The organism is Desulfomonilaceae bacterium, from assembly GCA_041662605.1.
Taxonomy (GTDB): domain Bacteria; phylum Desulfobacterota; class Desulfomonilia; order Desulfomonilales; family Desulfomonilaceae; genus CAJBEZ01.
In genome coordinates this window covers 265910-288309 of record JBAZSD010000002.1, presented here as the reverse complement: position 1 = coordinate 288309, position 22400 = coordinate 265910, and the positions used below count along the sequence as shown (strand labels likewise).

General features: G+C 48.3%; 19 protein-coding genes. 11 read left to right on the top strand and 8 right to left on the bottom strand.

The annotated features are described in order from the left end of the window. Positions 1-115: 115 nt before the first annotated feature. Positions 116-1369, bottom strand: coding sequence for a serine O-acetyltransferase EpsC (gene epsC, locus WC647_02700; GenBank protein MFA6221204.1), 1254 nt, complete (start codon positions 1367-1369; stop codon positions 116-118). A 229-nt stretch (positions 1370-1598) separates the two neighbouring features. Here epsC and WC647_02695 point away from each other — a divergent pair, with 229 nt between their 5' ends. The 7 genes from WC647_02695 to WC647_02665 all read left to right on the top strand — a co-directional run bounded on the left by WC647_02695 (position 1599) and on the right by WC647_02665 (position 9611). Further along, positions 1599-2081 carry a single-stranded DNA-binding protein gene (locus WC647_02695; GenBank protein MFA6221203.1) on the top strand — a complete coding sequence of 161 codons (483 nt, stop codon included), beginning with the start codon at positions 1599-1601 and terminating at the stop codon, positions 2079-2081. Between the two features lie 54 nt (positions 2082-2135). Beyond that, positions 2136-4064 (top strand): ABC transporter substrate-binding protein, encoded by a 1929-nt coding sequence (locus WC647_02690; protein ID MFA6221202.1) that lies wholly within the window; start codon positions 2136-2138, stop codon positions 4062-4064. A 69-nt stretch (positions 4065-4133) separates the two neighbouring features. Next, positions 4134-5132 carry an ABC transporter permease gene (locus WC647_02685; GenBank protein ID MFA6221201.1) on the top strand — a complete coding sequence of 333 codons (999 nt, stop codon included), beginning with the start codon at positions 4134-4136 and terminating at the stop codon, positions 5130-5132. Beyond that, a complete protein-coding gene (locus WC647_02680; GenBank protein MFA6221200.1) occupies positions 5129-6241 on the top strand; it encodes an ABC transporter permease in 1113 nt (370 codons plus the stop codon). Before WC647_02685 ends, WC647_02680 begins: the two co-directional genes overlap by 4 nt. A gap of 6 nt (positions 6242-6247) precedes the next feature. Then, a complete protein-coding gene (locus tag WC647_02675) occupies positions 6248-7261 on the top strand; it encodes an ABC transporter ATP-binding protein (protein MFA6221199.1) in 1014 nt (337 codons plus the stop codon). 9 nt (positions 7262-7270) lie between these two features. Beyond that, a complete protein-coding gene (locus tag WC647_02670) occupies positions 7271-8305 on the top strand; it encodes an oligopeptide/dipeptide ABC transporter ATP-binding protein (GenBank protein ID MFA6221198.1) in 1035 nt (344 codons plus the stop codon). 70 nt (positions 8306-8375) lie between these two features. Beyond that, entirely contained in the window at positions 8376-9611 is a 1236-nt protein-coding gene (locus WC647_02665) for a glycosyltransferase (protein ID MFA6221197.1), read from the top strand. A gap of 26 nt (positions 9612-9637) precedes the next feature. Here the strand turns inward: WC647_02665 and WC647_02660 are convergent, their stop codons facing one another. The 5 genes from WC647_02660 to hypF all read right to left on the bottom strand — a co-directional run bounded on the left by WC647_02660 (position 9638) and on the right by hypF (position 15783). Beyond that, the gene (locus WC647_02660) at positions 9638-10969 is read right to left on the bottom strand and encodes a Glu/Leu/Phe/Val dehydrogenase (GenBank protein ID MFA6221196.1); all 1332 of its coding nucleotides are present in this window, start codon (positions 10967-10969) and stop codon (positions 9638-9640) included. Positions 10970-11057: 88 nt separating this feature from the next. Next, a complete protein-coding gene (hypE, locus tag WC647_02655) occupies positions 11058-12080 on the bottom strand; it encodes a hydrogenase expression/formation protein HypE (protein MFA6221195.1) in 1023 nt (340 codons plus the stop codon). Next, complete coding sequence (gene hypD / locus WC647_02650) at positions 12070-13161, bottom strand: hydrogenase formation protein HypD (GenBank protein MFA6221194.1); 1092 nt, start codon at positions 13159-13161, stop codon at positions 12070-12072. Before hypD ends, hypE begins: the two co-directional genes overlap by 11 nt. After that, the gene (locus WC647_02645) at positions 13158-13397 is read right to left on the bottom strand and encodes a HypC/HybG/HupF family hydrogenase formation chaperone (GenBank protein ID MFA6221193.1); all 240 of its coding nucleotides are present in this window, start codon (positions 13395-13397) and stop codon (positions 13158-13160) included. Before WC647_02645 ends, hypD begins: the two co-directional genes overlap by 4 nt. 28 nt (positions 13398-13425) lie before the next feature. Next, positions 13426-15783: a carbamoyltransferase HypF gene (gene hypF, locus WC647_02640; protein MFA6221192.1), complete on the bottom strand. Its 2358-nt coding sequence runs from the start codon at positions 15781-15783 to the stop codon at positions 13426-13428. A 264-nt stretch (positions 15784-16047) separates the two neighbouring features. On the opposite strand from hypF, the gene rpsT reads away from it, so the two are divergent. Beyond that, on the top strand, positions 16048-16302 hold the full coding sequence (gene rpsT, locus WC647_02635) for a 30S ribosomal protein S20 (protein ID MFA6221191.1): 255 nt from the start codon (positions 16048-16050) through the stop codon (positions 16300-16302). Positions 16303-16393: 91 nt separating this feature from the next. On the opposite strand, the gene WC647_02630 is transcribed toward rpsT, so the two are convergent. Together WC647_02630 and WC647_02625 are read right to left on the bottom strand one after the other, a co-directional pair. Continuing rightward, on the bottom strand, positions 16394-18373 hold the full coding sequence (locus WC647_02630; protein ID MFA6221190.1) for a hypothetical protein: 1980 nt from the start codon (positions 18371-18373) through the stop codon (positions 16394-16396). Between the two features lie 68 nt (positions 18374-18441). Then, complete coding sequence (locus tag WC647_02625; protein MFA6221189.1) at positions 18442-19041, bottom strand: HD domain-containing protein; 600 nt, start codon at positions 19039-19041, stop codon at positions 18442-18444. A 163-nt stretch (positions 19042-19204) separates the two neighbouring features. On the opposite strand from WC647_02625, the gene WC647_02620 reads away from it, so the two are divergent. The 3 genes from WC647_02620 to WC647_02610 all read left to right on the top strand — a co-directional run bounded on the left by WC647_02620 (position 19205) and on the right by WC647_02610 (position 22397). After that, a complete protein-coding gene (locus WC647_02620; GenBank protein MFA6221188.1) occupies positions 19205-20071 on the top strand; it encodes a class I SAM-dependent methyltransferase in 867 nt (288 codons plus the stop codon). Between the two features lie 119 nt (positions 20072-20190). After that, the gene (gene argB, locus WC647_02615) at positions 20191-21099 is read left to right on the top strand and encodes an acetylglutamate kinase (protein ID MFA6221187.1); all 909 of its coding nucleotides are present in this window, start codon (positions 20191-20193) and stop codon (positions 21097-21099) included. A gap of 95 nt (positions 21100-21194) precedes the next feature. Further along, positions 21195-22397 (top strand): acetylornithine transaminase, encoded by a 1203-nt coding sequence (locus WC647_02610; GenBank protein ID MFA6221186.1) that lies wholly within the window; start codon positions 21195-21197, stop codon positions 22395-22397. Positions 22398-22400: the final 3 nt, after the last annotated feature.

Sequence of the window (22400 nt, the reverse complement as noted above, 5' to 3'; positions counted from 1 at the left end):
TAATTCAAACTTAACTTATTCATTCTAGCTTATTCATTCTAACAAAAACATCATTGGTCATCAATACTCGAAAACATTTTCTAACTAATGCCTCTGAGGCAAAAGCAGGACTCGCTCATTTATCTCTGTCAGCCTTAAAAACATGAGTGGGCGGCTCTATCAGGACCGTGGTGTCCGGAGGGGCGGAAGACGTAAGCCAGACATTTCCGCCTATAACAGACCGAGCGCCAATTACAGTATCTCCTCCCAATATGGTCGCCTGAGCGTATATCGTCACATCATCTTCTATAGTAGGGTGCCGTTTGCGACCTCTTAACGCGTTTCCTCCCTCAGAACCTCTGGGAACGGACAATGCGCCGAGGGTTACCCCCTGGTAGATTCGGACACGGTCTCCTATGTAGGTAGTTTCTCCAATGACTACACCGGTACCGTGGTCAATAAAGAATTCCTTCCCTATTGTGGCTCCAGGATTAATATCTATACCCGTTAATGAGTGAGCGTGTTCCGTCATGATTCTGGGCATCAGGGGGATATTTCTGAGAAACAATTCATGAGCCACCCTGTAAACAAAGATAGCGTACAAACCTGGATAGGAAAAAACAATTTCATCAAGGCTCTTGGCGGCCGGATCTCCATCAAAATGAGCTTTTACATCAAGAGATAGAGCCCATCTCAAGTCTGGAAGTTTTTCCATGAACAGCACAGCCTCTTCTCGCCCTTTCTGAATGCATTTTACGCAAAGACTGTCAGTCCTCCGACACTCGTGTCTGATGCTCCTGGATAATTGGGCGGACAAAGCCTCATAAAGTTCCGTCAATTCATAGCCGAGATGGTATTCGAGAGTCGAAGCGCTTAGCTCTTGTCTTCCGAAAAAGCCCGGAAACAGCACATCCTGAAGAATTCCCAGGATGCGAATGATCTCGTCCTTGGAAGGGATTAGCGCGGCGCCCACGTGATCTACTGTCTTGTCATCACTGCATGACCTCACCATGGCCTCGATTACGTTTCGAATTCGCTTTTCCTGCTCGGGGATCAAATGATCCTCCTCGAATTCACAAATGTTGTCGCTATCTTCCTTGTTAAAAATGGCGCCGGACATATTAAACTGCCTTTCTGAAGTGGGGTGGGTAGAAGTTGAGTTTTTGTTTGCAGGTTCAGGTATGCGATGATTTTTCCTGGAAAGCTTTTCAGGATAACAATATACTGGAGGCTGTATGGCTTCCGAACGGCACACGGGGCATCGACCCGGGGTTGTATGCCTGTCTCTTTTCTTGAAAATGAATCCGCAGTCCAGGCAGCGCGCCGGATCGCCTATCACACTTCGGCCGGTATGCAATGATTTCTCGATATGAGGTAGATGAAGATACACCTCTTTCTCCGGAATCCCCAAAAACCGAGAAATGTCCTTGGCCGTTATAGGTCCCTGTCGCAGCAAATCAATGATTCGGCGCCTGATAGTCAGTTCGCTCCTCCTTGTGGAGCTTTATTAAGCCTTTAAACTTGACAAGTATACTTAATTTCATAGAGGATAACCTTTCTGGAGAGCATTCGGCAAATTTTTTCCTGTACCTTTAATTACAAACAGGGAGGAGACGATTATGGCCCAGAGGTCTCTAAACAAAGCTCTTCTTCTGGGAAATGTTGGTAAGGACCCTGAGGTTAGATACACCGGGGCGGGAAGAGCGGTCGCGACTTTTTCGCTCGCCACTTCCCAAAGATGGAAAGATCAAGAAGGAAACGACCAGGAGAAAACAGAGTGGCATAGAATAGTCGCTTGGGGACGCCTCGGAGAAATCTGTGGGGAATTCCTGAGCAAGGGCAAACAGGTATATGTCGAGGGACGCATACAGAGCAGAGAATGGGAAGACCAGGACGGCAAAAAACGAGTCACCGTCGAAATTGTGGCCAATGACATAATCTTGCTTGGAGGTAACGCTCCTGGACCCTCCAGGACATCCGAAGACGCGGGCAGGAAAAGCCATTCATCCGCCGGCCCAACGTCCGGCGGAGGCGCAAAGCAGAAGACAGATGACAAATCAGGTTATTATCCTTCCGCTCCGGAGGATGACATTCCCTTCTAGGGATAAGGCGCCACAGTAATATTTTCTGAGCCTGGAAGATAAGGAGGACGGTTTATGCCGGAGTGGTTTTTCCGAAAGAATTTGACCGGAATACTGCCCTTCATTTTATTCGGTTTTTTCTGGGTATTTGTTTCAAGCGCAGGAGCTTTCAATGAGGCTCCCGGTCTTTCGAAGGAAGTAAAAACCGGAACTCTGCCGCCGATTGAGAAACGACTTCCTCCTGAACCCGTAGTGGTGAGTCCCTTTGATAGGATAGGTCATTACGGGGGAGTATGGCGCCGCGCTTACACTGGTCTTTCGGATCTGGTCGGCGTTCGTAGAATTTTGTATGAACCGCTAGTCAGGTGGAACCCTGAATTCAAAGTCGCTCCGAATTTGGCCGAAAAGTGGGAAGTAGACGAACAGGGCAAACTCTATACATTTTATCTTGTGAAGGGAGTTAAATGGTCCGATGGAGAACCTTTCACAGCCGACGATATCCTCTTCTATTTTGAAGACATTCTGTTTAACAAAGAACTGACGTCCTCAATTCCCACATGGCTGTCGCCCGACGGAAGCGCTCCGAAAGTCACCAAAATAGACGACTATACCTTCAGTATAGAATTTCCTAAGCCGTACAGCGTCTTTTTGCAGGAACTGGCCTGTCCGTACGCCATGGAGCTTGTAACCAAGCCGAAACACTACCTGAGAAACTTTCACAAGAAATACGCCGACCCCGAGAAGCTTAATCAATTGATAAAAGAACGACGTGAAAGCAGTTGGGTCAAGCTTTTTCACGATGTCTCGAACCTCAGGCACGCAATGTTCGTAAGCAAGAAATACCCTTCCCTGTGTGCGTGGATCACAAAAATTCCCGCTCCCGCCAAAAGGTTTGTGATGGAAAGAAACCCATATTACTGGAAAGTGGATCCTGATGGGAATCAATTGCCATACATAGACAAGGTAGCTAACGATTTGGTGGCTGAAGCCAAAACGATCGTGCTCAAAGCGATAGCGGGTGAGATCGACATGCAGGGACGCCATCTCGGAAGCATGCAGAACACGGTTCTGTTGCTTGCCAGCGTAGGTAACGGCAATTTCAGACTTGTCCCGAAGACGCTGTCAGCGTCGGTCGGTATTTTGTTGGCTCCGAATATTAATCATAAGGACCCTGTCATGAGAAGCGTTTTTTCTGACAGGAGATTCAGAATAGCGGTTTCTCACGCCGTCAATCGAACAGAAATCAATAAAATCGTCTGTAGGGGAAAGGGGATTCCGAGGCAAGCAGCGCCCTTGAAGGAGTCAGAATTCTATAATGTGTCTTATGAGAACGCTTATCTGGATTTTAATCCTGACAAGGCCAACGAGCTATTGGATGAAATGGGACTCAAGAAAAATAGAGCAGGAAAGCGAACCCGACCTGACGGCCTACCTCTGCAAATTTCCCTGGACGTTGTCACCACAATGCCGGGCTGGGTGGATAGCGCCGAAATAGTAGCGTCCAATCTCAAGCAGGTTGGAATCGACACCGAAGTCAAGGCTGAGACCATGGAATTATTCAGACAGCGAACACAAAACGCTGTTCACGACATTGCTCTATGGCCTGGAGATGGTGGACTGGAATGTCTGCTTGACCCCAGATGGTACTTTCCATACAGTTCGGAAAGTCTCAACGCTCCCTTGTACGGCCAGTGGTTTCAAAGTGACGGAGCCAAGGGTGAAGCCCCTCCTGAAGATATAAAAGAACTTGCAGGCATATATGATGAAATTCTCAGGACCGTTTCTAAAGATAAGCAAAAAGAATTGTTCGAAAAGATAATAGCAGCCGACGAAAAAAATCTGTGGGTTATCGGTCTTGTTCAGGATCCGCAGGATTATTATGTGGTTTCAAAAAGAATGTTCAATTTGCCTAAGAGAGATCTGCAAAGCTGGATATATCCAAATCCGGGGCCGATTCATCCGGAACAGTTTTCCTTTGAACTGAAGAAGTCCGGCGCTCGATAAAGTAATGATTGATACAGCCTCTGGAGCTTGCGCTGAGACGTTGGGAAAAGATGACAAAGGGGAAATATTGTGTTTGCATACATAATTCGGCGCATCCTTATGATGATTCCTACCCTGATCGCAATATCAATAATTTCGTTTGTGATAATCCAGTTGCCCCCTGGCGATTTTCTTACGACCTATGTGTCGCAATTAAGCGCCAGTGGCGAAACTGTGGACCAGGCCGAACTGGAGTCTTTGAAAACCCGCTTTGGCCTGGATCAGCCAATGTACATGCAATATTTCAAATGGGCCTGGAACTTTATTCACGGCGATTTTGGACACTCTTACGAATGGAACAAACCAGTCTCTGAGTTAATTGGTGAAAGGCTCAGTCTAACAATAATCATATCTACGTGCACACTTTTGTTTACCTGGGCCGTGTCCGTTCCAATAGGAATTTATTCCGCTGTTCGTCAATATTCGTGGCTGGATTACGCTCTTACTGTCTTTGGTTTTATCGGGCTGGCGACCCCCAATTTTCTATTGGCTCTCGTTCTCCTGTGGGTTTCTTACGCCTATCTGGGGTTAAGCATAGGGGGACTGTTTTCTCCGGATTACGCTGAGGCCCCATGGGGCGTAGCAAAATTTCTGGACTTGTTGAAGCATCTCTGGGTTCCGGTAGTCATAGTCGGGTTGGCGCATACCGCCAAGTTCATCAGGATAATTCGCGGAAACCTCCTTGATGAGTTAAGGAAACCATATGTGGTTACGGCTCGCGCCAAGGGTCTTTCAGAGATTCGTCTGATTCTCAAATACCCTGTTCGGGTCGCCATTAACCCGTTGGTAAGCACAATCGGCTGGACAATTCCTGAACTGGTATCAGGCATCGCCATTACAGCGGTGGTGTTGAATTTGCCGACCACGGGCCCACTTCTCTTGAGCGCTCTAATGAGTCAGGACATGCAGTTGGCGGGGACATTTATAATGATGTTGAGCAGTCTAACGGTCGTGGGGACGCTGATTTCGGACATCCTCCTGGCATGGGTGGATCCCAGAATACGGTTCGGAGCGCGCGAGGGACTATGAAACAGGATCCTATAAGCGCGAGGCAGCAAAAGTATCTCAACGCTTCGGCAAGACAACTTATCTGGTGGCGTTACAAGAAACACACACTTGCCATGATAGGACTGGTCTCGATCTGCGGCATGTATTTCACAGCATTTTTCTGTGAGTTTCTGGCGCCGTATAACAAGGACACAAGACATTTAGAAGCCATCTACGCTCCCATGACGAAAGTTCATCTATTCGAGGAAAACGGCTCCTTATGTTGGCCGTTTGTGCGACAATCGTATCTCGAACTGGATATGGTCAAGAACCAGGCGTACGTAAGAGATGTTCCAGGCACTCACTTCCCGATAAAATTTTTGGTGAAAGGTGACCCCTACCATTTCTGGGGTGAATGGGAGTGGGACAGACATTTGTTTGGGGTAGACCACCCGGGGACGCTATTTTTGTTCGGCGCCGACAGAATGGGTAGAGATGTCTTTTCTCGTTGCCTTTACGGAACCAGGATTTCACTGTCAATAGGCATGATAGGCGTTATGTTCAGCCTTTTCCTGGGAGTGACCCTCGGAGGCGTGTCAGGATACTTCGGGGGCTGGTCGGACGGAATAATACAGAGAATTATAGAGGTAATCCGCTGTTTCCCAAGCATACCTCTATGGATGGGGCTGTCCGCCTCAATGCCGCCACATTGGCCTGCTCTCAAAGTCTACTTCGCCATAACCATTATACTTTCGCTCGTCGGTTGGACTGACCTGGCCCGAATGGTACGAGGGAAACTCATGGCTTTGAGAGAAGAAGAATTCGTTTTGGCCGCCAAATTCATCGGGGCTTCAGACGCCAGGATAATTTTCAAACATCTGCTCCCTTCATTTACGAGCCATATCATTGTTTCCGTGACACTGGCCATTCCCGGGATGATACTGGCGGAAACAGCGCTGTCCTTCCTTGGGATCGGACTCAGACCCCCGATCACCAGTCTCGGGGTGCTGCTTAAAGAGGCTCAGAATGTCACTACAGTGGCCCTGTATCCCTGGTTGTTGATACCAGTCCTTTTCGTGATAATCATCGTGCTTTCATTCAACTTTGTTGGAGATGGCCTGCGTGACGCTGTTGATCCGTATTCGAGGTAATTTTTAATGGGACCGATCTTGGAAGTAGAGAACCTGGGTGTTCATTTTTTCCTCGACGAGGGTGTGGCCCGAGCGGTAGATGGCGTTAGTTTCTCTCTGGGGCCGCGAAAAACGCTTGGAATAGTGGGGGAGTCAGGTAGTGGGAAAAGTGTTATAGGCCTTTCAATTTTGCGGATTGTTCCTGCTCCGGGTCGCATTGTAAATGGGAAAATCTGGCTGGATCTGAATGGAGGGGATGGACAGGAAAACAGGCTGGATCTTGTGACGCTTAATCCAGGAGGCTCCGCGGCTCGAAGTATACGTGGAAAAGACATTACAATGATTTTTCAGGAGCCCATGAATTCTTTCAGCCCAGTGCACACTGTTGGTTCTCAAATCATGGAAGCTTTGACGCTGCACGAGGATGTATCTCACCATGAAGCCCGTAACAGGGCCGTAGAAATGCTGAGTAGGGTGGGTATTCCACAGCCTGAAAAGCGGATCGACGCTTACCCCCATCAGTTATCCGGAGGTATGAGACAACGGGCGATGATTGCCATGGCTTTGATGTGCAATCCTCGTATACTCATAGCGGATGAGCCCACCACCGCCTTGGACGTGACCATTCAGGCCCAGATTCTGGCCCTCTTGAAAGACCTGCAGGAAGAATTTGGTATGGCTATCCTGTTCATCTCACACAATCTTGGGGTTATAGCCGATATTAGTGATGATGTGCTGATCGTTTATGCCGGCAGGGTCATGGAACAGGCGCCGGTAGATGTTATTTTCAAGGACCCGCTTCATCCATATACAAAAGCGCTTCTTAGGTCAGTGCCGGGAATTGATACACCGGTAGGAACTGAACTGGCCACAATAGAGGGATCTTTGCCCGACCCGATGTCCACAATTATCGGCTGTCCGTTTTGGGGCCGATGTCAGGAGTGTGGTGGATCAACGGTGTGTCGTGACAATCCTTATGACTTGAACCAGGTAGGAGATAGGCACTTTGTCGCTTGCCCACGAATGTGTCTCAACATGTGAGGTGTTTGTTTGACTGAAACTGGGCCTTTACTGGAAGTCAAGAATCTGAAGAAACACTTTCCTATCCATAAAGGAGTGTTTCGAAAAATAGCAGGGCACGTCAAAGCTGTTGATGGAGTAAGCTTCACGGTAGATCCGGGTGAAACTCTTGGTCTGGTTGGAGAATCCGGATGTGGAAAAACCACAGTAGGGCGAATGATCATGGGAGCTTATCGGCCTACTGGAGGCGAGATCTGGTTTCAACCCCCGAACGGGTCTCCAAGAGTGGATCTCGCGTCTTTGACCCCAAATCAAATGAAGCCATATCGTCCGTTCGTCCAGATGGTTTTTCAAGATCCCTTCGCATCTCTCAATCCAAGGATGACAGTCCGGGAAATTCTCGGCGAACCGCTGGTTGTAAACAATGTAGCGAAAGGGGCTGAACTGGAAGGGCGTGTTAGAGAAATGGTCGAAATGGTTGGCTTGAAAGTTCAGTATCTGAACAGATACCCTCACGCTTTTTCAGGAGGTCAGCGGCAGCGAATAAGTTTCGCCAGAGCCTTGGCCCTTTATCCCCGCCTGCTCGTCGCCGATGAACCGACATCAGCCCTGGATGTGTCTGTCCAGGCCCAAATAGTGAACCTGGCCATGGACATCCAAAGGCAAATGGGAATCGCATACCTGTTTATTTCACACGATCTGGGGCTCATAAGGCATTTAAGCAAGAAAATATTGCTCATGTATGTTGGACGAGTAGTAGAATACGCCCCCGCCAATGCTCTTTTCGATAGACCACGACATCCCTATACCGAAGCTCTAATGTCCAATGTCCCCAGCACACGACCTGAATTGGTGGGTCGAAAGATAATACTTAAAGGAGACCCGGCTGATCCGATTAATCCACCTTCAGGTTGTTCATTCCATCCAAGGTGCCTTTACGCTCAAAAAATTTGTTCAGACGAAGAACCGCAACTTCGGGAAATTGGTTTGAGTCATTTTGCTGCGTGTCATTTTGCTGAATCGCTTGATTTGAGAGGTTGCGATGCATTGGGTTGTGTGATCTAATCGGAGAACCAATTTAAAGCCTTGAATACAAATCCACAAAATATATTAGGATAAAGTCTTCAATTTAATTATGAAACGTCGTATCAAAAGAATTCTTGTCTACACTCACAATTCAATAGGCGTCGGCCACGCTTTCAGGACTTCAGCCGTAATAACCGGGATCAAAAAATGGCGCCCTGATATAGATTTCCTCGTAATATCCGGGACATCAGTCCCTCAAGTTTTCTTTAGGGAATGCATTGAAGTAATCAAATTACCCTCGGTGAAGCTGGACATAGATCGTAAAGACAGCCCGATGTGTTCCAGGTACCTTTCAGGCTTCGAACTCGAGAACATCTTTGATTTCCGTCAACGCCTGATACTTGCTAGTTTCGATTTCCTGCAACCGGACGCCCTAATAATCGAACACAACATGACCGGCCAAATGAGTGAGCTTATACCTCTGCTCATGAAAAAATGGATGAGAAAAGGCGGTCCGGTTGATTTTGCAGTGGCCCATATTTGTAGAGGCATAATGAAATGGGTTCCTTTGCTTAGGATTCCTTACCAGAATCCGAGACATCGCTCAGAATCCATAAACATAGGGTCTCTATACGATTTCATGTATGTGCTTGAAGATAGGAATGTTATTGACATCAACAAGGAATTCCTGGGAAGCGATCCGGAGCTTGATAAAAAGATTCATTATCTGGGAAAGATAACAAATAGAACTTCGGAAGAACTTCCGGAGAGGGAAAAGGCGCTCGAAAGATTCGGACTCCCTGACAGGCCCCTGATAGTGATATCTCTTGGCCGTAATTCCAAGGCGATGGCAGTTACGCTGCGTATTCTGGATTTTATCGACAGGTTCAACCTGAAAGCCAAATTTCAAATCGTCGTGGTTCTGGATACTTATCTTGATCCGGAATCGAGTTCCACAATTCTTTCCCATCCTCTCGGCCATGGAGTCCGGTTCCTGGGATTTACGCTGGATCTCGTGGATCTTTTCAATCAGGCTGATCTGGTAGTTTCCCGCGCTGGTTACAATACAGTTAACGAGATACTTTTGACTGGGGTAAAAGCGGTCATAATCCCAGAAAGCCATGGATCCGGAGAACAAGAACAGCGAGCCAGGAGCGCTCCGGCGGGCAACATTGTCATAATGGATGAAGATGAGGTTCTTGAAACGGAATTTGGACCCAGGATAATCAATTTTCTCGAGACCGGCTCAAGAGCCGCTCCTTGTAAATTTGACAAATACGCCATAGGGAAACGTATCATCAAAGATCTGGAAGGTTGGAGAACCTCTCCATTAAAGTCAGTCTGAACGCGACTTTCATTCCTTCAGCCCCGTTAAGGGTAGATCCCCCTAATCAATATGGCGTCTGATATCCTCTGGATAGCAAGGATTTGGGCGGCTTCTCTATTAGAAACATCGAACCGCTTCGAAGCCTCGATCACGCTTTCGAAGGCCTTGGTCATCAAATACTGAAGTTTTAAGTTAATTTCTTCTACCGGCCAGAAAAAAGACTGAAGGTCCTGAACCCATTCCAGGTAGCTCACGGTTACTCCGCCCGCGTTACACAACACATCCGGTATGACAAATACCCCGTTGCTGTTGATAATTTCATCAGCCTCCGGCGTGGTAGGACCATTAGCGCCTTCCGCCAGTATTTTGGCTTTTATTTTGGAGGCGTTATGCGATGTGATCTGGTTTTCAACTGCGGCCGTGATCAAGACATCACAATCCAAAGTGAGCAAATCCTCATTTGAAATAAAATCCTGCTCCGAAAAACTCGTTACGGAACCACCTTCTTCGATGTGTCGCGAGACGTCTGAAGGATCGATTCCGTTCGATCTGCAGATCCCGCCCTTCGATGAACTTAATGCGATGACTTTCATTCCCAGATCGTGGGCCATGCGAGCCGCCACTGATCCGACGTTTCCAAAGCCTTGAATGGCCACAGTAGCTTTTTCGCGACTTATTCCACTGAGCTTAAGCGCTTCAAGTATGCAAAAACCTACACCACGACCGGTCGCTTCCGTCCTTCCCAGCGATCCGCCAATTTCTACGGGTTTACCCGTGACAACCGCAGGGATCGAGAAACCGCGATGCATGGAATACGTATCCATTATCCATGCCATAATCTGAGGATTAGTTCCTACATCAGGCGCAGGGATGTCGCTTTCCGGTCCCATCAAGACACTGATTTCAGTTGCGTATCTTCGAGTGAGGCGTTCCAGTTCGCGCTGGGACAACTGCTTGGGATCGACGATTACTCCGCCCTTGGCTCCGCCATAGGGGAGATTCATTAAAGCGCATTTCCACGTCATCCACATCGCAAGGGCTCGAACTTCATCGAGTGTCACACCTGGGGCGTACCTGATCCCGCCTTTGGTCGGTCCCCTCACCACAGAATGGTGTACCCGGTAGCCTCTAAAAATGACTATATGCCCATTGTCCATCATGACGGGGAAATTTACGGACAACTCACGCTTCGGACATCGAAGCATGTCAATGACTCCCCGTTTCAGATTCAGATGAGATACAGCCTTGTCAAATTGCGTTAACGCGTTCATATACGGATTGTCTTCGCCTGTTTTCTTAGGCAAAGTTCCGGAATTGTTAATTGCGCAAGGTGGGCCCGGATTTTCGGACGCTTCCGGATTAGAGCTTCGGTCCATTCTTGATTACCCTCGTAATGCCGCCATGCATGAACACGGAACAAACTTCGGACGTTCAGATCATATATTCAGATTCTTGTGCGATTGGCTAACAAATTCTTGGAAGAAGTTCGCCCGAAGGTTCTGCAAGAATTCTTGATCCGCCGATTCTGGTTTTTATTACAACTCTCGGTTTTGTCTCCGAAGTCATCGTCCCTATGGCGCAAGCTTGAGACGCTTGAGGACAATCTTTCAGCATGTCAAACGCTTGCGCTGCGTAGCGCCCGTCAATCACTGCTACGATTTTCCCCTCATTGGCCGCTTCAAGAGGATTGATACCGAGGATTTCAGCAGCGGCTGAAACCTGTGGAGACACGGGAATCAATGTTTCATCCACAGAAACAGTCAAATTTGTCATTGTGGCAATTTCATTGAGTGTGGCGCTAAGTCCGCCCCTTGTAGGGTCACGCAGGAATTTCAACGCCCCTCCAAGCTTGAGCAATCGTTCCACAATCGGCCAGACACCCGCTGAATCGGATTTAACGTCGAAGTCGAAAGAAAACTCAGCGCGACTCAGCATCACGGCCATACCATGATCTCCAACCTGGCCGCTAACAATGATGATGTCGCCTGGCTCAATGCGGCTGGGAGTTAACTCAACGGAAGAGACTACCTTTCCTATGCCGGCTGTGTTTATGAATATGCGATCGGTAGCTCCTTTGGGCGTAACCTTTGTGTCACCGGTCACAATTTCCACACCGCAGGTATCGGCGGCGGAAGACATAGAGTCGAGGATTCTTGTTAGATCGTCCATGGGGAACCCTTCTTCGAGGATCAAACCCACGGACAAAAAGGTGGGTCTTGCCCCTGAACATGCAAGATCATTACATGTTCCGTGGACCGAAAGTGATCCTATGTCTCCACCCGGGAAAAAGATCGGCGCTACCACGAAAGAGTCTGTCGTAAAAGCAATTTTATCCCCAAAGTCCGACAACACTACTGAATCCGCCAGGGCGGCAAGTTTCCCTCGATTGAGCCTGGGGAGAACCAGGTCGCGAATGAGTCTCCCAGACATTTTCCCGCCGCCACCGTGGGCGAGGGAAATGGATTTTCCGTTAGATCTAGGCGTCAATAGAAACCCCTCCGTACTTATAATAAGCCGCGCATGTGCCTTCTGATGAAACCATGCAAGGACCAACCGGTTCTTCCGGAACGCATTCCCTCCCAAACAGCCCGCACTGATTTGGAGTCAGTTCTCCCGTGAGAATCCTGGCGCACTTGCAGCGTGGGTCATCCGGCTCTTCCTGAACCTCGACGTTAAACCGGTTCAAGGCGTCAAACTCTTCGTAGGGGGATTTGAAGGCAAGACCGCTGCCAGGTATCAATCCCAGGCCCCTCCATGAAGCGTCGGAGGGTTCAAAGATCTCATCTATCAATGCCCGGGCAAAGATATTACCCTCCTGGCGAACCACGGTTTTGTAGTTGTTCTCGATCTTCGGTTCCTTATTAATGGTCATACGGACCAGGCTTCTAAGAGCCAGGAGTATGTCCAGTCCTTCGAAGCCGGCGATGACGCCTGGTTTTGAGTATTCCGAAGCGAGGTATTTATAAGAATCGGCCCCAATTATGGCTGAAACATGACCAGGTAACAGGAATCCGGTCAAATCTTTCTGAGAAGCCAGCATTTTCAGAGGTTGGTGGATAGTCTTGAAAGCCGGCAATACAAAAAGATTTTGCACGTTTCTCGCCCGGGCGGTTTTCACTGTGGCCGCCACAGTGGGAATGGTTGTTTCGAACCCTATGCCGAGAAAAACCGCAGGCTTAGGCGCAACCTGAATGGCAATATCTATTGCGTCCATAGGCGAGTAAACCACCCTGACCATGCCGCCCTGGGATCTGAAATCAGCCAGGGAGCCCGAAGATCCGGGCACCCTGATCAAATCTCCGAAGGTCACCAGGCATACCCCTAGCTCCTTTCCCAAGAAGATGGACTGATCAATAAAAAGCTTTTCTGTCACGCATACGGGACACCCGGGGCCTGAGACCAGACCAAGCCGTTTTGTGAACAGGCTTTTTATGCCGGATGAATGAATCGCCATAGTATGAGTGCCGCAAACTTCCATAAACTTCATGGATCCTGGGTATTCGGACAACATGGAGTTAATGTCCGCGGCAAGTTTTTTCGCCGCGTGTTTTTCCGTTTCAACTTTCAATCTACAGCCTCATTTTTTGTAGCTTCCGCAAGCTCTTTGAACAGATCCAGCCTTATTGAGGCCTCTTCATGGTCAAGAACCTCAATGGCGAATCCAGCGTGTATTATAAGGTAATCTCCTACCTTCGCATGCGGCGCCATAGTCAGGCTAACGTCGGTTTTTACACCCCCGGCGTCCACTTTTCCAACGCCGGGACCGGATATTTCAACAAGTACCATTGGTATGGCCAAACACATGAATCACATCCTCACAAGACCGGAAAGGTTAATTTTCACGTAAATTTCCGCTTTGTCCAAATTTTGTTCGATTCTCTCTCAACCAGATTTCCATGCCGGCCATAGCCTGACCGATTGCTATACCGCCATCATTAACAGGAACATTACTGTGGAGTAAAACATCAAAGCCGTCCTTTTCAAGCCTTTCAGCGGCTGTTTGAACGAGTCGCTTGTTTTGAAAACAGCCTCCCGTCAATCCCACTTTTCTGTCAGGAATCAGATGTTCTAATCTTCGGACCGTTTCCGCAATCAATTCCACCACTGAGTTGTGAAATCGCGCTGCCAGCCTTGCAGGCGAAACGTCGGCCAAACTTTCTTCAGCCAGACAACGAGTCAATGAAGCCACGTCAGGTTCCAGCAATTCCGTTTCATTGAATTCTATTTTGTAAGAATAGTTATCGTTTGCGTCAGCTATAGATTCAAGCCACATCGCCGCCTGACCCTCGAAAGTTACGGGGCGCCTAAATCCCGTAAGCGCCGCGGCAGCGTCGAACAACCTGCCTGCGGACGACGTTAATGGAGTGTTTATTCCCTTTTCCCATGCTTCTAACCATAGACGGGTCTTAGCTGAAGCTGCGCCGAACAGCTTGAGGGCGCCGGCCGGGATTGTCCCTCCATTAGAGAGAGCGAGCAAGCCCGCAGCGATTCTAAGGGGCTCCCGGATCGCCATCTCGGCCCCGATCAGAGGGAATAGCCCAAGCCGCGCTACACGTTGAAAGGATGACCTGTCCGCCAGTAAAAATTCTCCACCCCATATTGTTCCATCCTCTCCATAGCCTGTCCCATCAAAAACCACAAAAAGAGCCGGACCGTCCAGTCCGTTTTCAACAAGCAAGCTGACAGCGTGAGCGTGATGATGATAGACTGGAATCAATTGTTTGTCATGCTGTTGAGCCAAACGTGAACTGAAATAACCTGGATGGGGGTCAAACGCTATGACCGATGGGGTAACCTCCAGATAATTGGTCAGTATATCAATTGAACGAGTGAAATGGTCCTGAGCTTCAGGCGATTCAAGATCTCCCACGTGTGGACCGGGTGTAATCAAGCCACGGCTGACAATCGCAGGGGCGTTTTTCAAATCCGCTCCTACGCCAAGGATTCCGGGGATCTCCACTCTATCGCCGTCTGAAAAACTTGTCGATTTCTGAAAACGAAAACTCATAGGGACATAACCCCTGGATCGTCTGAAAACCGAAGGCTTCCCTCTTATGACCCTTACGATTGAATCATCCGCTCTCAAAACGATCTGGCGATTATGAATGAGGAAGACGTCGGCGATTGATCCCAGTCGCTGCAGAGCGTCCCCGTTTTCCACAGCTATTGGTTCATCCGAGTGGTTTCCTGATGTCATTACCAATGCTGAGAGACAGTCGCTGCCCTCGAAGGAGGGGCGCCTGAACAACAAATGATGCGTTGGCGAATATGGGAGCATTACGCCCAAAGAACCGACAAAAGGAGCGACCTCCGGCGCAACTTTGGCCCCATTGGATCTAAGCAAAACTATCGGCGCCATTGCGGATGTGAGGGCCTGTTCTTCGGCCGCGTCAATTTCACAGAGTTTCCGCGCCTCTTGAAGATCTCGCGTCATGATAGCGAAGGGTTTTTCAGGCCTGTTTTTCAAGTCTCGCAACCTTTGAACGGCGTTGCTGTTATAAGCGTCAACAGCCAGATGAAAGCCGCCAATCCCTTTAATGGCCGCAATTTTACCCTGTTTCAGAAACTTTATGACCCCCATGACCGGATCATCATCGATCTCGTTTCCCGCTCTATCAACCAGTCGCATGCGAGGACCGCAAACAGGACATGAGTTGGTCTGTGAATGAAACCGGCGATCAAGAGGATTTTCGTATTCTTTGCGGCACTCATCGCACATGACGAAATCCGCCATGCTGGTCCTGTCTCTATCGTATGGGAATGATCTGACTACGGTAAACCGGGGACCGCATAGCGTGCAGGTGATGAAAGGAAACAGGAATCTTCTATCTTGAGGATCGAAGAGTTCGGAAGCGCAAGAGGGGCAAGTAGCGACATCGGGAGGGATTGGGGTAATATCTCGCTGGGTTTCCAGACTCTGCTGAATCATGAAAGACGTAGCGCCCGTAACTGATTTTTCAAATATCCGATATTCGTCTATTCGACCAGGAAAAGGCACGGACGATGGCAGTTCATCAACAAATTTTTGACATCGATCCTGGTTTCCTTCCACCTCTATGCGAACAGCCCCGGTTGTGTTCACAACCCAACCCGACAACCTGTGTTTGACAGCGAGTCTATAAACAGTAGGCCTGAAACCTATTCCCTGTAAAATTCCTTTGAGGATGATTTGTTTTCGAATGATGGGCATGAAAAAATGTTAAACCTGACGGTCCTTCCCGCCAAGCGGAAACGAGAAGGCAATTTTATTGCTCTCGAACTAAATTAACCTTTTTTGCTAATGAATGGAAGAGGCCTTATTTTATGCGATTTCATCAAAAAGCTATTGACATGATACGCATTTTTTTGAGATATAGAAGAATTGATCACGAGCGCTGGAGAAGCGCGTCTCGTCGCTTATGAATTCGCGGGAACAAAACACCGGCGAAAGGGCGAAAAATAAAAGGAGCTATTAATGGCTAATCATCCGTCAGCACTTAAAAGAATGCGCCAGAACGAGAAGAAGCGCCTAAGAAACATATCCTACAAGTCCAAAGTTAAAACGGCCGTCAAAAAATATCTCAAAGCAATTGAAGAAAAAACTCCCGAAGCGTCAATTCTTCTTAACTCTACCATGTCTCTGTTGAGTAAGGGTGTCACCAAGGGAATTTTTCACAGGAATACGGCATCGAGAACAATATCCAGGCTATCCAAAAAACTGGCCGCTTAATAGACTTCCTGGCCGGTTAGCGTTAGCCGTACCCGCGTTCCTGCCTGGCAACGCGGGGATCGATTCGCTACCAGCCACCCCCTCACGAGCCTTATCTCTCCGGGTCTCCGAGAAGGATCCAACCCGACCAGGATGGCGGCTTACCGTTAAAAGAAGAATCCATGCCGCTCGGCAATTCCCTCGGGGCGTCAGCCAGCGCCTGAATGGGCGTTTCTTTGGCCGCTACTTTTTTGAGGACAGTTGTTAGGAATGGCTGTTCTGATCCCCAGTTTGGGTCAGAATAGTTGATCAGGGTGATTCTCGATCCTGTGTAAAGCAGGGCCAGGCACGTCAGCAACGGGCCATCGCCATTTGAGTTGTCAGGATCGCGGATTTCAAACCACGCTATAGGCAAAACTGTCATTCCGGAATACATCGGCATAGAAAAAAGATTTTTTATCAGAAAACGCCTTTCGCCAGTCTTGTCCGGGGAGAAGAAAAAACAAGGCTGTTTGTCATCCATGACCAAATCCTGCACTTCCAATGGGACAGCAAGGATGGAGACCTTTTCGGAACGCGGTTTAACACTGAGAAATCTATCAACAGTCGCCGTCGGGCCGACGAACACCTCAAAATTCCTGAATATTTTTTGGACCCCTACAACTACGTCCGAAGGCCTCGGATAGACGCTGTTTGACAAAATCAGCCTTTCTATCTTTTCTCCTTCCGTAATCTTAACCGCTGCTTTCTTTTGAGGCTTGTCCGATGGGGAGTTCTCCTTGAGGCTAGCTTCAGAAACCCAGGGGATAGATTCGAATACAAGAAGATCGTTCTTGGTCGTTGATTTAGATTTGTTATTTTCCTTGACTCTCATGCCTTTTAGTATGTCGGCCGATGGGACAAAACATATCAGCCTGTCTTGACCAAACGGGCGATCCTCGGAATCCAGCATGAGCGAGAAGGGGGTATACCATAACGATCTGTCTGGAATGACCAATATGGTGGTTTTTTCTTTGGAGATTGGTGGCAGTTTTCCTATCAGGTGTCTATAAACCCGACGACAAGGCTCCTTCCATGCGTGCCCCATAAAGGTGGACTGGTCACCGGTCGAGTAATCCCTCAGTTTTTCCTGAAGATTGGAGATCGCCTTGTCTAGTTCGGCTCTGTGAATGGCAGATTGGGTATAAATAGCCTTTTCCCTGGATATCAATCCCACGACCATTCGGTCTGAAAGAAGGTTGAAATCCATAATGAGTTCATGTGGTCCCAGTGTTTCTTTTTGTATTTCCGCCAGGGTCACTGGGGAGCCTTTTTGGAACAAGGTCCAGGTAGGAGAATCCTTTTGAATTTTGCGTCTTAATTCTACAATCTGGTTCCTGAGTTCATCCTCGGTTGGTTCCGATGGATGAATAATCCTCTTCCCCTTGGTCTGGACAAGCTGGTTCAATGTTTCGCTCTCAAGTTTCATCAAGGAAGCCGGAACATCGAACGGCTCGATCAATCCGGCCTTTTTCATCGCCAGATTACGCCGGGCGAGTCTTCTTTTTTCCATAAGATGGAATATCCGGGGAGAGTTCTGTTCCTGAACATCCGAAGTTATAGGCCCCAGAATTTTGGTGGCCACTTCTTCAAAAAGAGAAAATCTCTGTTCAAGATCTTTCAGGAGAGGATGGGCCGGCGGGGTATCGTCCAGCAAATACTCAAACTGATCGATAGCGTTTCTGTATTTCAAAATGGAGTTTTCGATTTCTCCCGCAAGATATAGCCTTCTTGCCTCCCGAACTTCCCTATCAAGCTTTTCAAGCAGTTTTACATTGTCATAATCCACATTTGGTTGTGATGACGGGGATTCCTTAAACAGCCACTGATATCTCGCTTTTGGCTCTTCGTTGGTTTTGAGCAGATGGCCGGACGAGTTGGAGAATTGTTTCAGAGCCTCACCCGCGCCGGAGGCCCCCGCTACAATCCCCGGCCACTCATCGGGGTTCACGGTCATAGCCTCGGACCACGAGGGGAGCCCAATCATAATGGCTGCGCCGAGAATTATCGAAATCAAATTTGGTCCTGACATTAAAAACGAAATCTTTGTCATGAGGCACGTCACCTTTTACCCACTGTCAAACCGTTTTTGATCCGGAACATATTTTTTGGGGATACAGACTACTTTTCGCTCTCTTCGGGTTTGACAGCGTGTATCCACCACTCGTCATCTTTTTCCTGGAACCACCATGCTGAGAAATCAGTATTCATTATACTCCGGGCCAGTTGTTTTCCTTTTTCCGTCCGAAGCCTCTTGGTAGCGGTCAGTATCCATTCTCGAGAGTATGGATTGCCGAGATCTCCGAGTTCCTTGAGTTGGAGTATCATCTCAATCTGGTCAGCGTCATTGGCAAGCTGCGATTCATAAGAGGTCCTTGAATTGAATTCTTCGGTTAAGAGTCTGATTTCTTCACCAAAGGGCAAATTGGCCGTCATATCTCTCACCGCAGACTTTTCATCTGCGATCACGTATTTCTTGTTTACGTAATTGAGGTCTCCGGTCCGGGCTTCTACAAGATCATGAAACAAACACATCAAGACTACCCTGGAGGTGTCAGATTCCGCGGACATCCGGGAGAGAGTGTAACCAATCACCGCGCAGCGAAGGCTATGCTCCGCTACCGTTTCTTTTCCCGTTCCCAGGAACTGAAAACCGGATCTGGGGGTGCGTTTAAGCATCCCAACCTCAAACAAGAAATCAGCAATGGCTTTAAGCTCCAAGCATAAGCTCCTAATAACTTACTAATATATAATTACCAAGTATTTATCACGACTCATCAAAGTAATCAAGGCGATACGATTAAAAACAAGTGATAATATGTTGATAAGGTATTCAAACTAAAATATTTTGACAAGAATACCATTTGTTGGCGATAAGCAGATCATGGGCCCATGTCAATCAACATGTCAATTTGAGGAAAAGGTTCACAGAGTATGTGACTTGTGCGGGTCGGACAATTCCAGTCTTATCTTTGAAAAAGAAGGCTTTAGGCATGTTCGTTGCTGGGATTGCGGACTTGTTTTTGTAGATCCACATCTAAAATTCCACGAGCAATATCAGAGAGTTTCCGGAACCGGCGCAATGGGTGAGGATAAACTTTCAACCCGCCAGCTAAATAGAATTTGTCGGGAACTCGCGATATTTGGAAATTACCGGAAGCTAAACCAAATACTGGAAATAGGACCCGGCAAGGGCTGGTTCCTGAACACGGCGAGACTTATGGGTTGGGAGACCTGGGCAGTAGAGATCAACCATGAAGCTATTGCAAATCTTATTAATAAGGGTATCAAGAGAATAATCACATCGGGAGCGGAAAAATTCGAGGCAACCGAAGGATCATTCGATGCGATAAGACTTTGGGACGTGATTGAACATCTGGAATCTCCAAGAGCCTGTCTGCTGAGAGCATATACAAGCTTGAGACCCGGTGGCCTGTTGCGTCTTTCAACGACAAATTTCAACTCCCTGTCCAGGATGGTAAACGGACCTGAGTGGGTTTATCTGAACGGCTCTGACCATATAGTTCTTTTTGATCCGGTCACAATTGTGAAAATCCTGGAGTCGGTAGGATTCCGGAAAATCCAGGTGAGAACCAGATCCTTTAACTTGAGAAAGAAGCTGTACCACCCTGAAGAGGAACTAGAAACAGTGTTTCAACCGCTGAAGCCGTTCAGGAAATTGATTGATGAAACAATACGATTTACGAACCTGGGGCATCAAATGATTGTTAACGCTGTGAAAAACGCGTGAAAATCAATAATTTTCCTTAACGAATTTTAGAAGTTCATGTTAAAATAGAAATTTTAGCGCGTGAAAGCCGACGACGATTCGATATTTCGCCGGCTGCGCCGATAAACGAGAGATTTCGAATGACCAACGATAAAACTCCACAACCTGTTTCTCCGGAGATGAGAGCGGGTATACTCGCTGAAGCTCTTCCATATATCAGGAAGTTTAGAGGCAAACGAATCCTCATAAAATATGGCGGCAGCGCTATGACGAACAACGATCTCAAACGGGATTTTGCGGAGGATGTGGCGCTTCTGAGTTTCATCGGAGTTAAACCTGTCATTGTCCACGGTGGAGGCCCTCAAATAGGAGCGCTGTTAAAGAAACTGGGTAAAGAGAGCAAGTTTGTCAAAGGGCTTCGCGTCACTGATGAAGAGACTATGGACGTTGTCGAGATGGTCCTGGTGGCAAAGGTAAACAAGGACGTAGTCTCACTGATCAATTCATACGGCGGGCGGGCTGTTGGCATATCAGGCCGCGATGGTCAGCTCATCCGGGCAAAAAAAGCCAAGCCTGCAAGATTGGCCGGTATTGATGAGGACCTTGGACTGGTAGGAGAGGTTGAAAGGATTAACCCTGATTTGATAGCTTCACTGGAAGACCGGGGGTTTGTTCCCGTTATAGCGCCAGTAGGCGCAGGTCCACAGGAAAAACCATACAACATAAACGCGGACACGGCCGCCGGGGCTATGGCTGCGGCATTGGAAGCGGAAAAATTACTGTTGCTCACGGATGTGCCGGGTGTGCTGGATTCGCAGAATAATCTTATTTCAAGCCTTTCAGAAGAAGAGGCGGAACAGTTGATAAAGACCGAAGGTATATCCGGCGGAATGATACCAAAAATTAAAAGCTGTCTATCGGCTATCAGAGGCGGAGTGCCGAAAGCCCACATTATTGATGGCAGGGTACCTCACGCTCTGTTGCTGGAACTTCTGACGGATGAGGGTATAGGCACCGAAATTGTTCGCGAAAAAGCGCCGGGCCTTTAGGCCTTGTCATGCGCATTCTGAACCGGATCCTGGTTCAGCCTTTATCAATTTTCACCAGACGAGTTGTGAAACTCGTCGCCTAAGAGAGACGTAAAATGGCAAAGGAATCATCAGACTTTATTTCCGCCAACAATGAATATGTTTTCAACACTTATGGCCGGACGCCAATTATGTTGGTAGAAGGCAAAGGAGTCAGGGTCAAGGACAGCGAAGGGAAAGAATATCTCGATTTTGTGCAAGGTATTGCGGCGTGTCCTCTTGGCCACGCGCACCCTGTCCTTGTGGACGCTATTTCCAGGCAGGCCGCCAGACTTATTCACGTCTCCAACATTTTCCATATACAGCCTCAAATCGAGCTAGCGCGGCTACTCACTGAGAATTCATTCGCTGACAAGGCTTTCTTTTGCAACTCGGGCGCCGAGGCGAACGAGGGGGCTATAAAGCTCTCGCGAAAGTTTTTCAACGACAGCGGCGCCAAGGACCGATTCCATATAATCACGATGGAGAACTCCTTCCATGGAAGGACACTGGCGACACTCGCCGCTACAGGGCAGACGAAGTATCGCCAGGGATTCGAACCCCATACACCCGGATTCTCCCATGTCCCATTCGGGGATTTCGAGGCGCTGGAAGCGGCTGTTTCGGACAACACCGCAGCCGTGATGATCGAACCGATTCAGGGTGAAGGGGGAGTGCGGATTCCCCCTCCGGATTTTCTCCGGAAAGTCCGCGAACTTTGCGACAATAGGGGCGTATTACTGGTCTTCGACGAAGTCCAGACCGGCATGGGCCGGACCGGCAAGTTGTTCGCTTACGAAAACTTCGGCGTCGCTCCTGACATAATGACCTTGGCGAAAGGACTGGCGGGAGGGGTTCCCATAGGGGCGCTGCTTGCTACCGACAGGATAGCGGAAACTTTCAAGCCGGGGAACCACGCTACCACGTTTGGTGGTAACCCGTTGTCATCGGCCGCGGGAGTGGCGGTAGTCAGGGAGATTCTATCACCCGGCTTTCTGGATCGTGTCCGGATAATGGGTGGATATTTGAGATCCCGACTGGAAGACGTAGCCGCCAAACATAAAGTAGTCAAAGAAGTTCGAGGCATGGGATTGATGCAGGCGATGGATCTGAAAATAGCCGGAGCCGACCTCGTTACAATAATGAGAGAAAATGGGCTCCTGGTTAATTGCACATCCGATACGGTTCTTCGATTCCTCCCGCCGTTGATTGTTTCCGGCGAAGAAATCGATGAAATGATAATCATTCTGGAAGCGTCCTTATCTAGAATCACGGATTAGCGC

What these genes read in the sequence shown, in the direction of transcription:
- WC647_02695 (MFA6221203.1), top strand. Translation starts at nt 1,599, where the DNA reads ATGGCCCAGAGGTCTCTAAACAAAGCTCTTCTTCTGGGAAATGTTGGT.
- WC647_02690 (MFA6221202.1), top strand. Translation starts at nt 2,136, where the DNA reads ATGCCGGAGTGGTTTTTCCGAAAGAATTTGACCGGAATACTGCCCTTC.
- WC647_02680 (MFA6221200.1), top strand. Translation starts at nt 5,129, where the DNA reads ATGAAACAGGATCCTATAAGCGCGAGGCAGCAAAAGTATCTCAACGCT.
- WC647_02675 (MFA6221199.1), top strand. Translation starts at nt 6,248, where the DNA reads ATGGGACCGATCTTGGAAGTAGAGAACCTGGGTGTTCATTTTTTCCTC.
- WC647_02665 (MFA6221197.1), top strand. Translation starts at nt 8,376, where the DNA reads ATGAAACGTCGTATCAAAAGAATTCTTGTCTACACTCACAATTCAATA.
- WC647_02660 (MFA6221196.1), bottom strand. Translation starts at nt 10,969, where the DNA reads ATGGACCGAAGCTCTAATCCGGAAGCGTCCGAAAATCCGGGCCCACCT.
- WC647_02645 (MFA6221193.1), bottom strand. Translation starts at nt 13,397, where the DNA reads ATGTGTTTGGCCATACCAATGGTACTTGTTGAAATATCCGGTCCCGGC.
- hypF (MFA6221192.1), bottom strand. Translation starts at nt 15,783, where the DNA reads ATGCCCATCATTCGAAAACAAATCATCCTCAAAGGAATTTTACAGGGA.
- rpsT (MFA6221191.1), top strand. Translation starts at nt 16,048, where the DNA reads ATGGCTAATCATCCGTCAGCACTTAAAAGAATGCGCCAGAACGAGAAG.
- WC647_02630 (MFA6221190.1), bottom strand. Translation starts at nt 18,373, where the DNA reads ATGACAAAGATTTCGTTTTTAATGTCAGGACCAAATTTGATTTCGATA.
- WC647_02620 (MFA6221188.1), top strand. Translation starts at nt 19,205, where the DNA reads ATGGGCCCATGTCAATCAACATGTCAATTTGAGGAAAAGGTTCACAGA.
- argB (MFA6221187.1), top strand. Translation starts at nt 20,191, where the DNA reads ATGACCAACGATAAAACTCCACAACCTGTTTCTCCGGAGATGAGAGCG.
- WC647_02610 (MFA6221186.1), top strand. Translation starts at nt 21,195, where the DNA reads ATGGCAAAGGAATCATCAGACTTTATTTCCGCCAACAATGAATATGTT.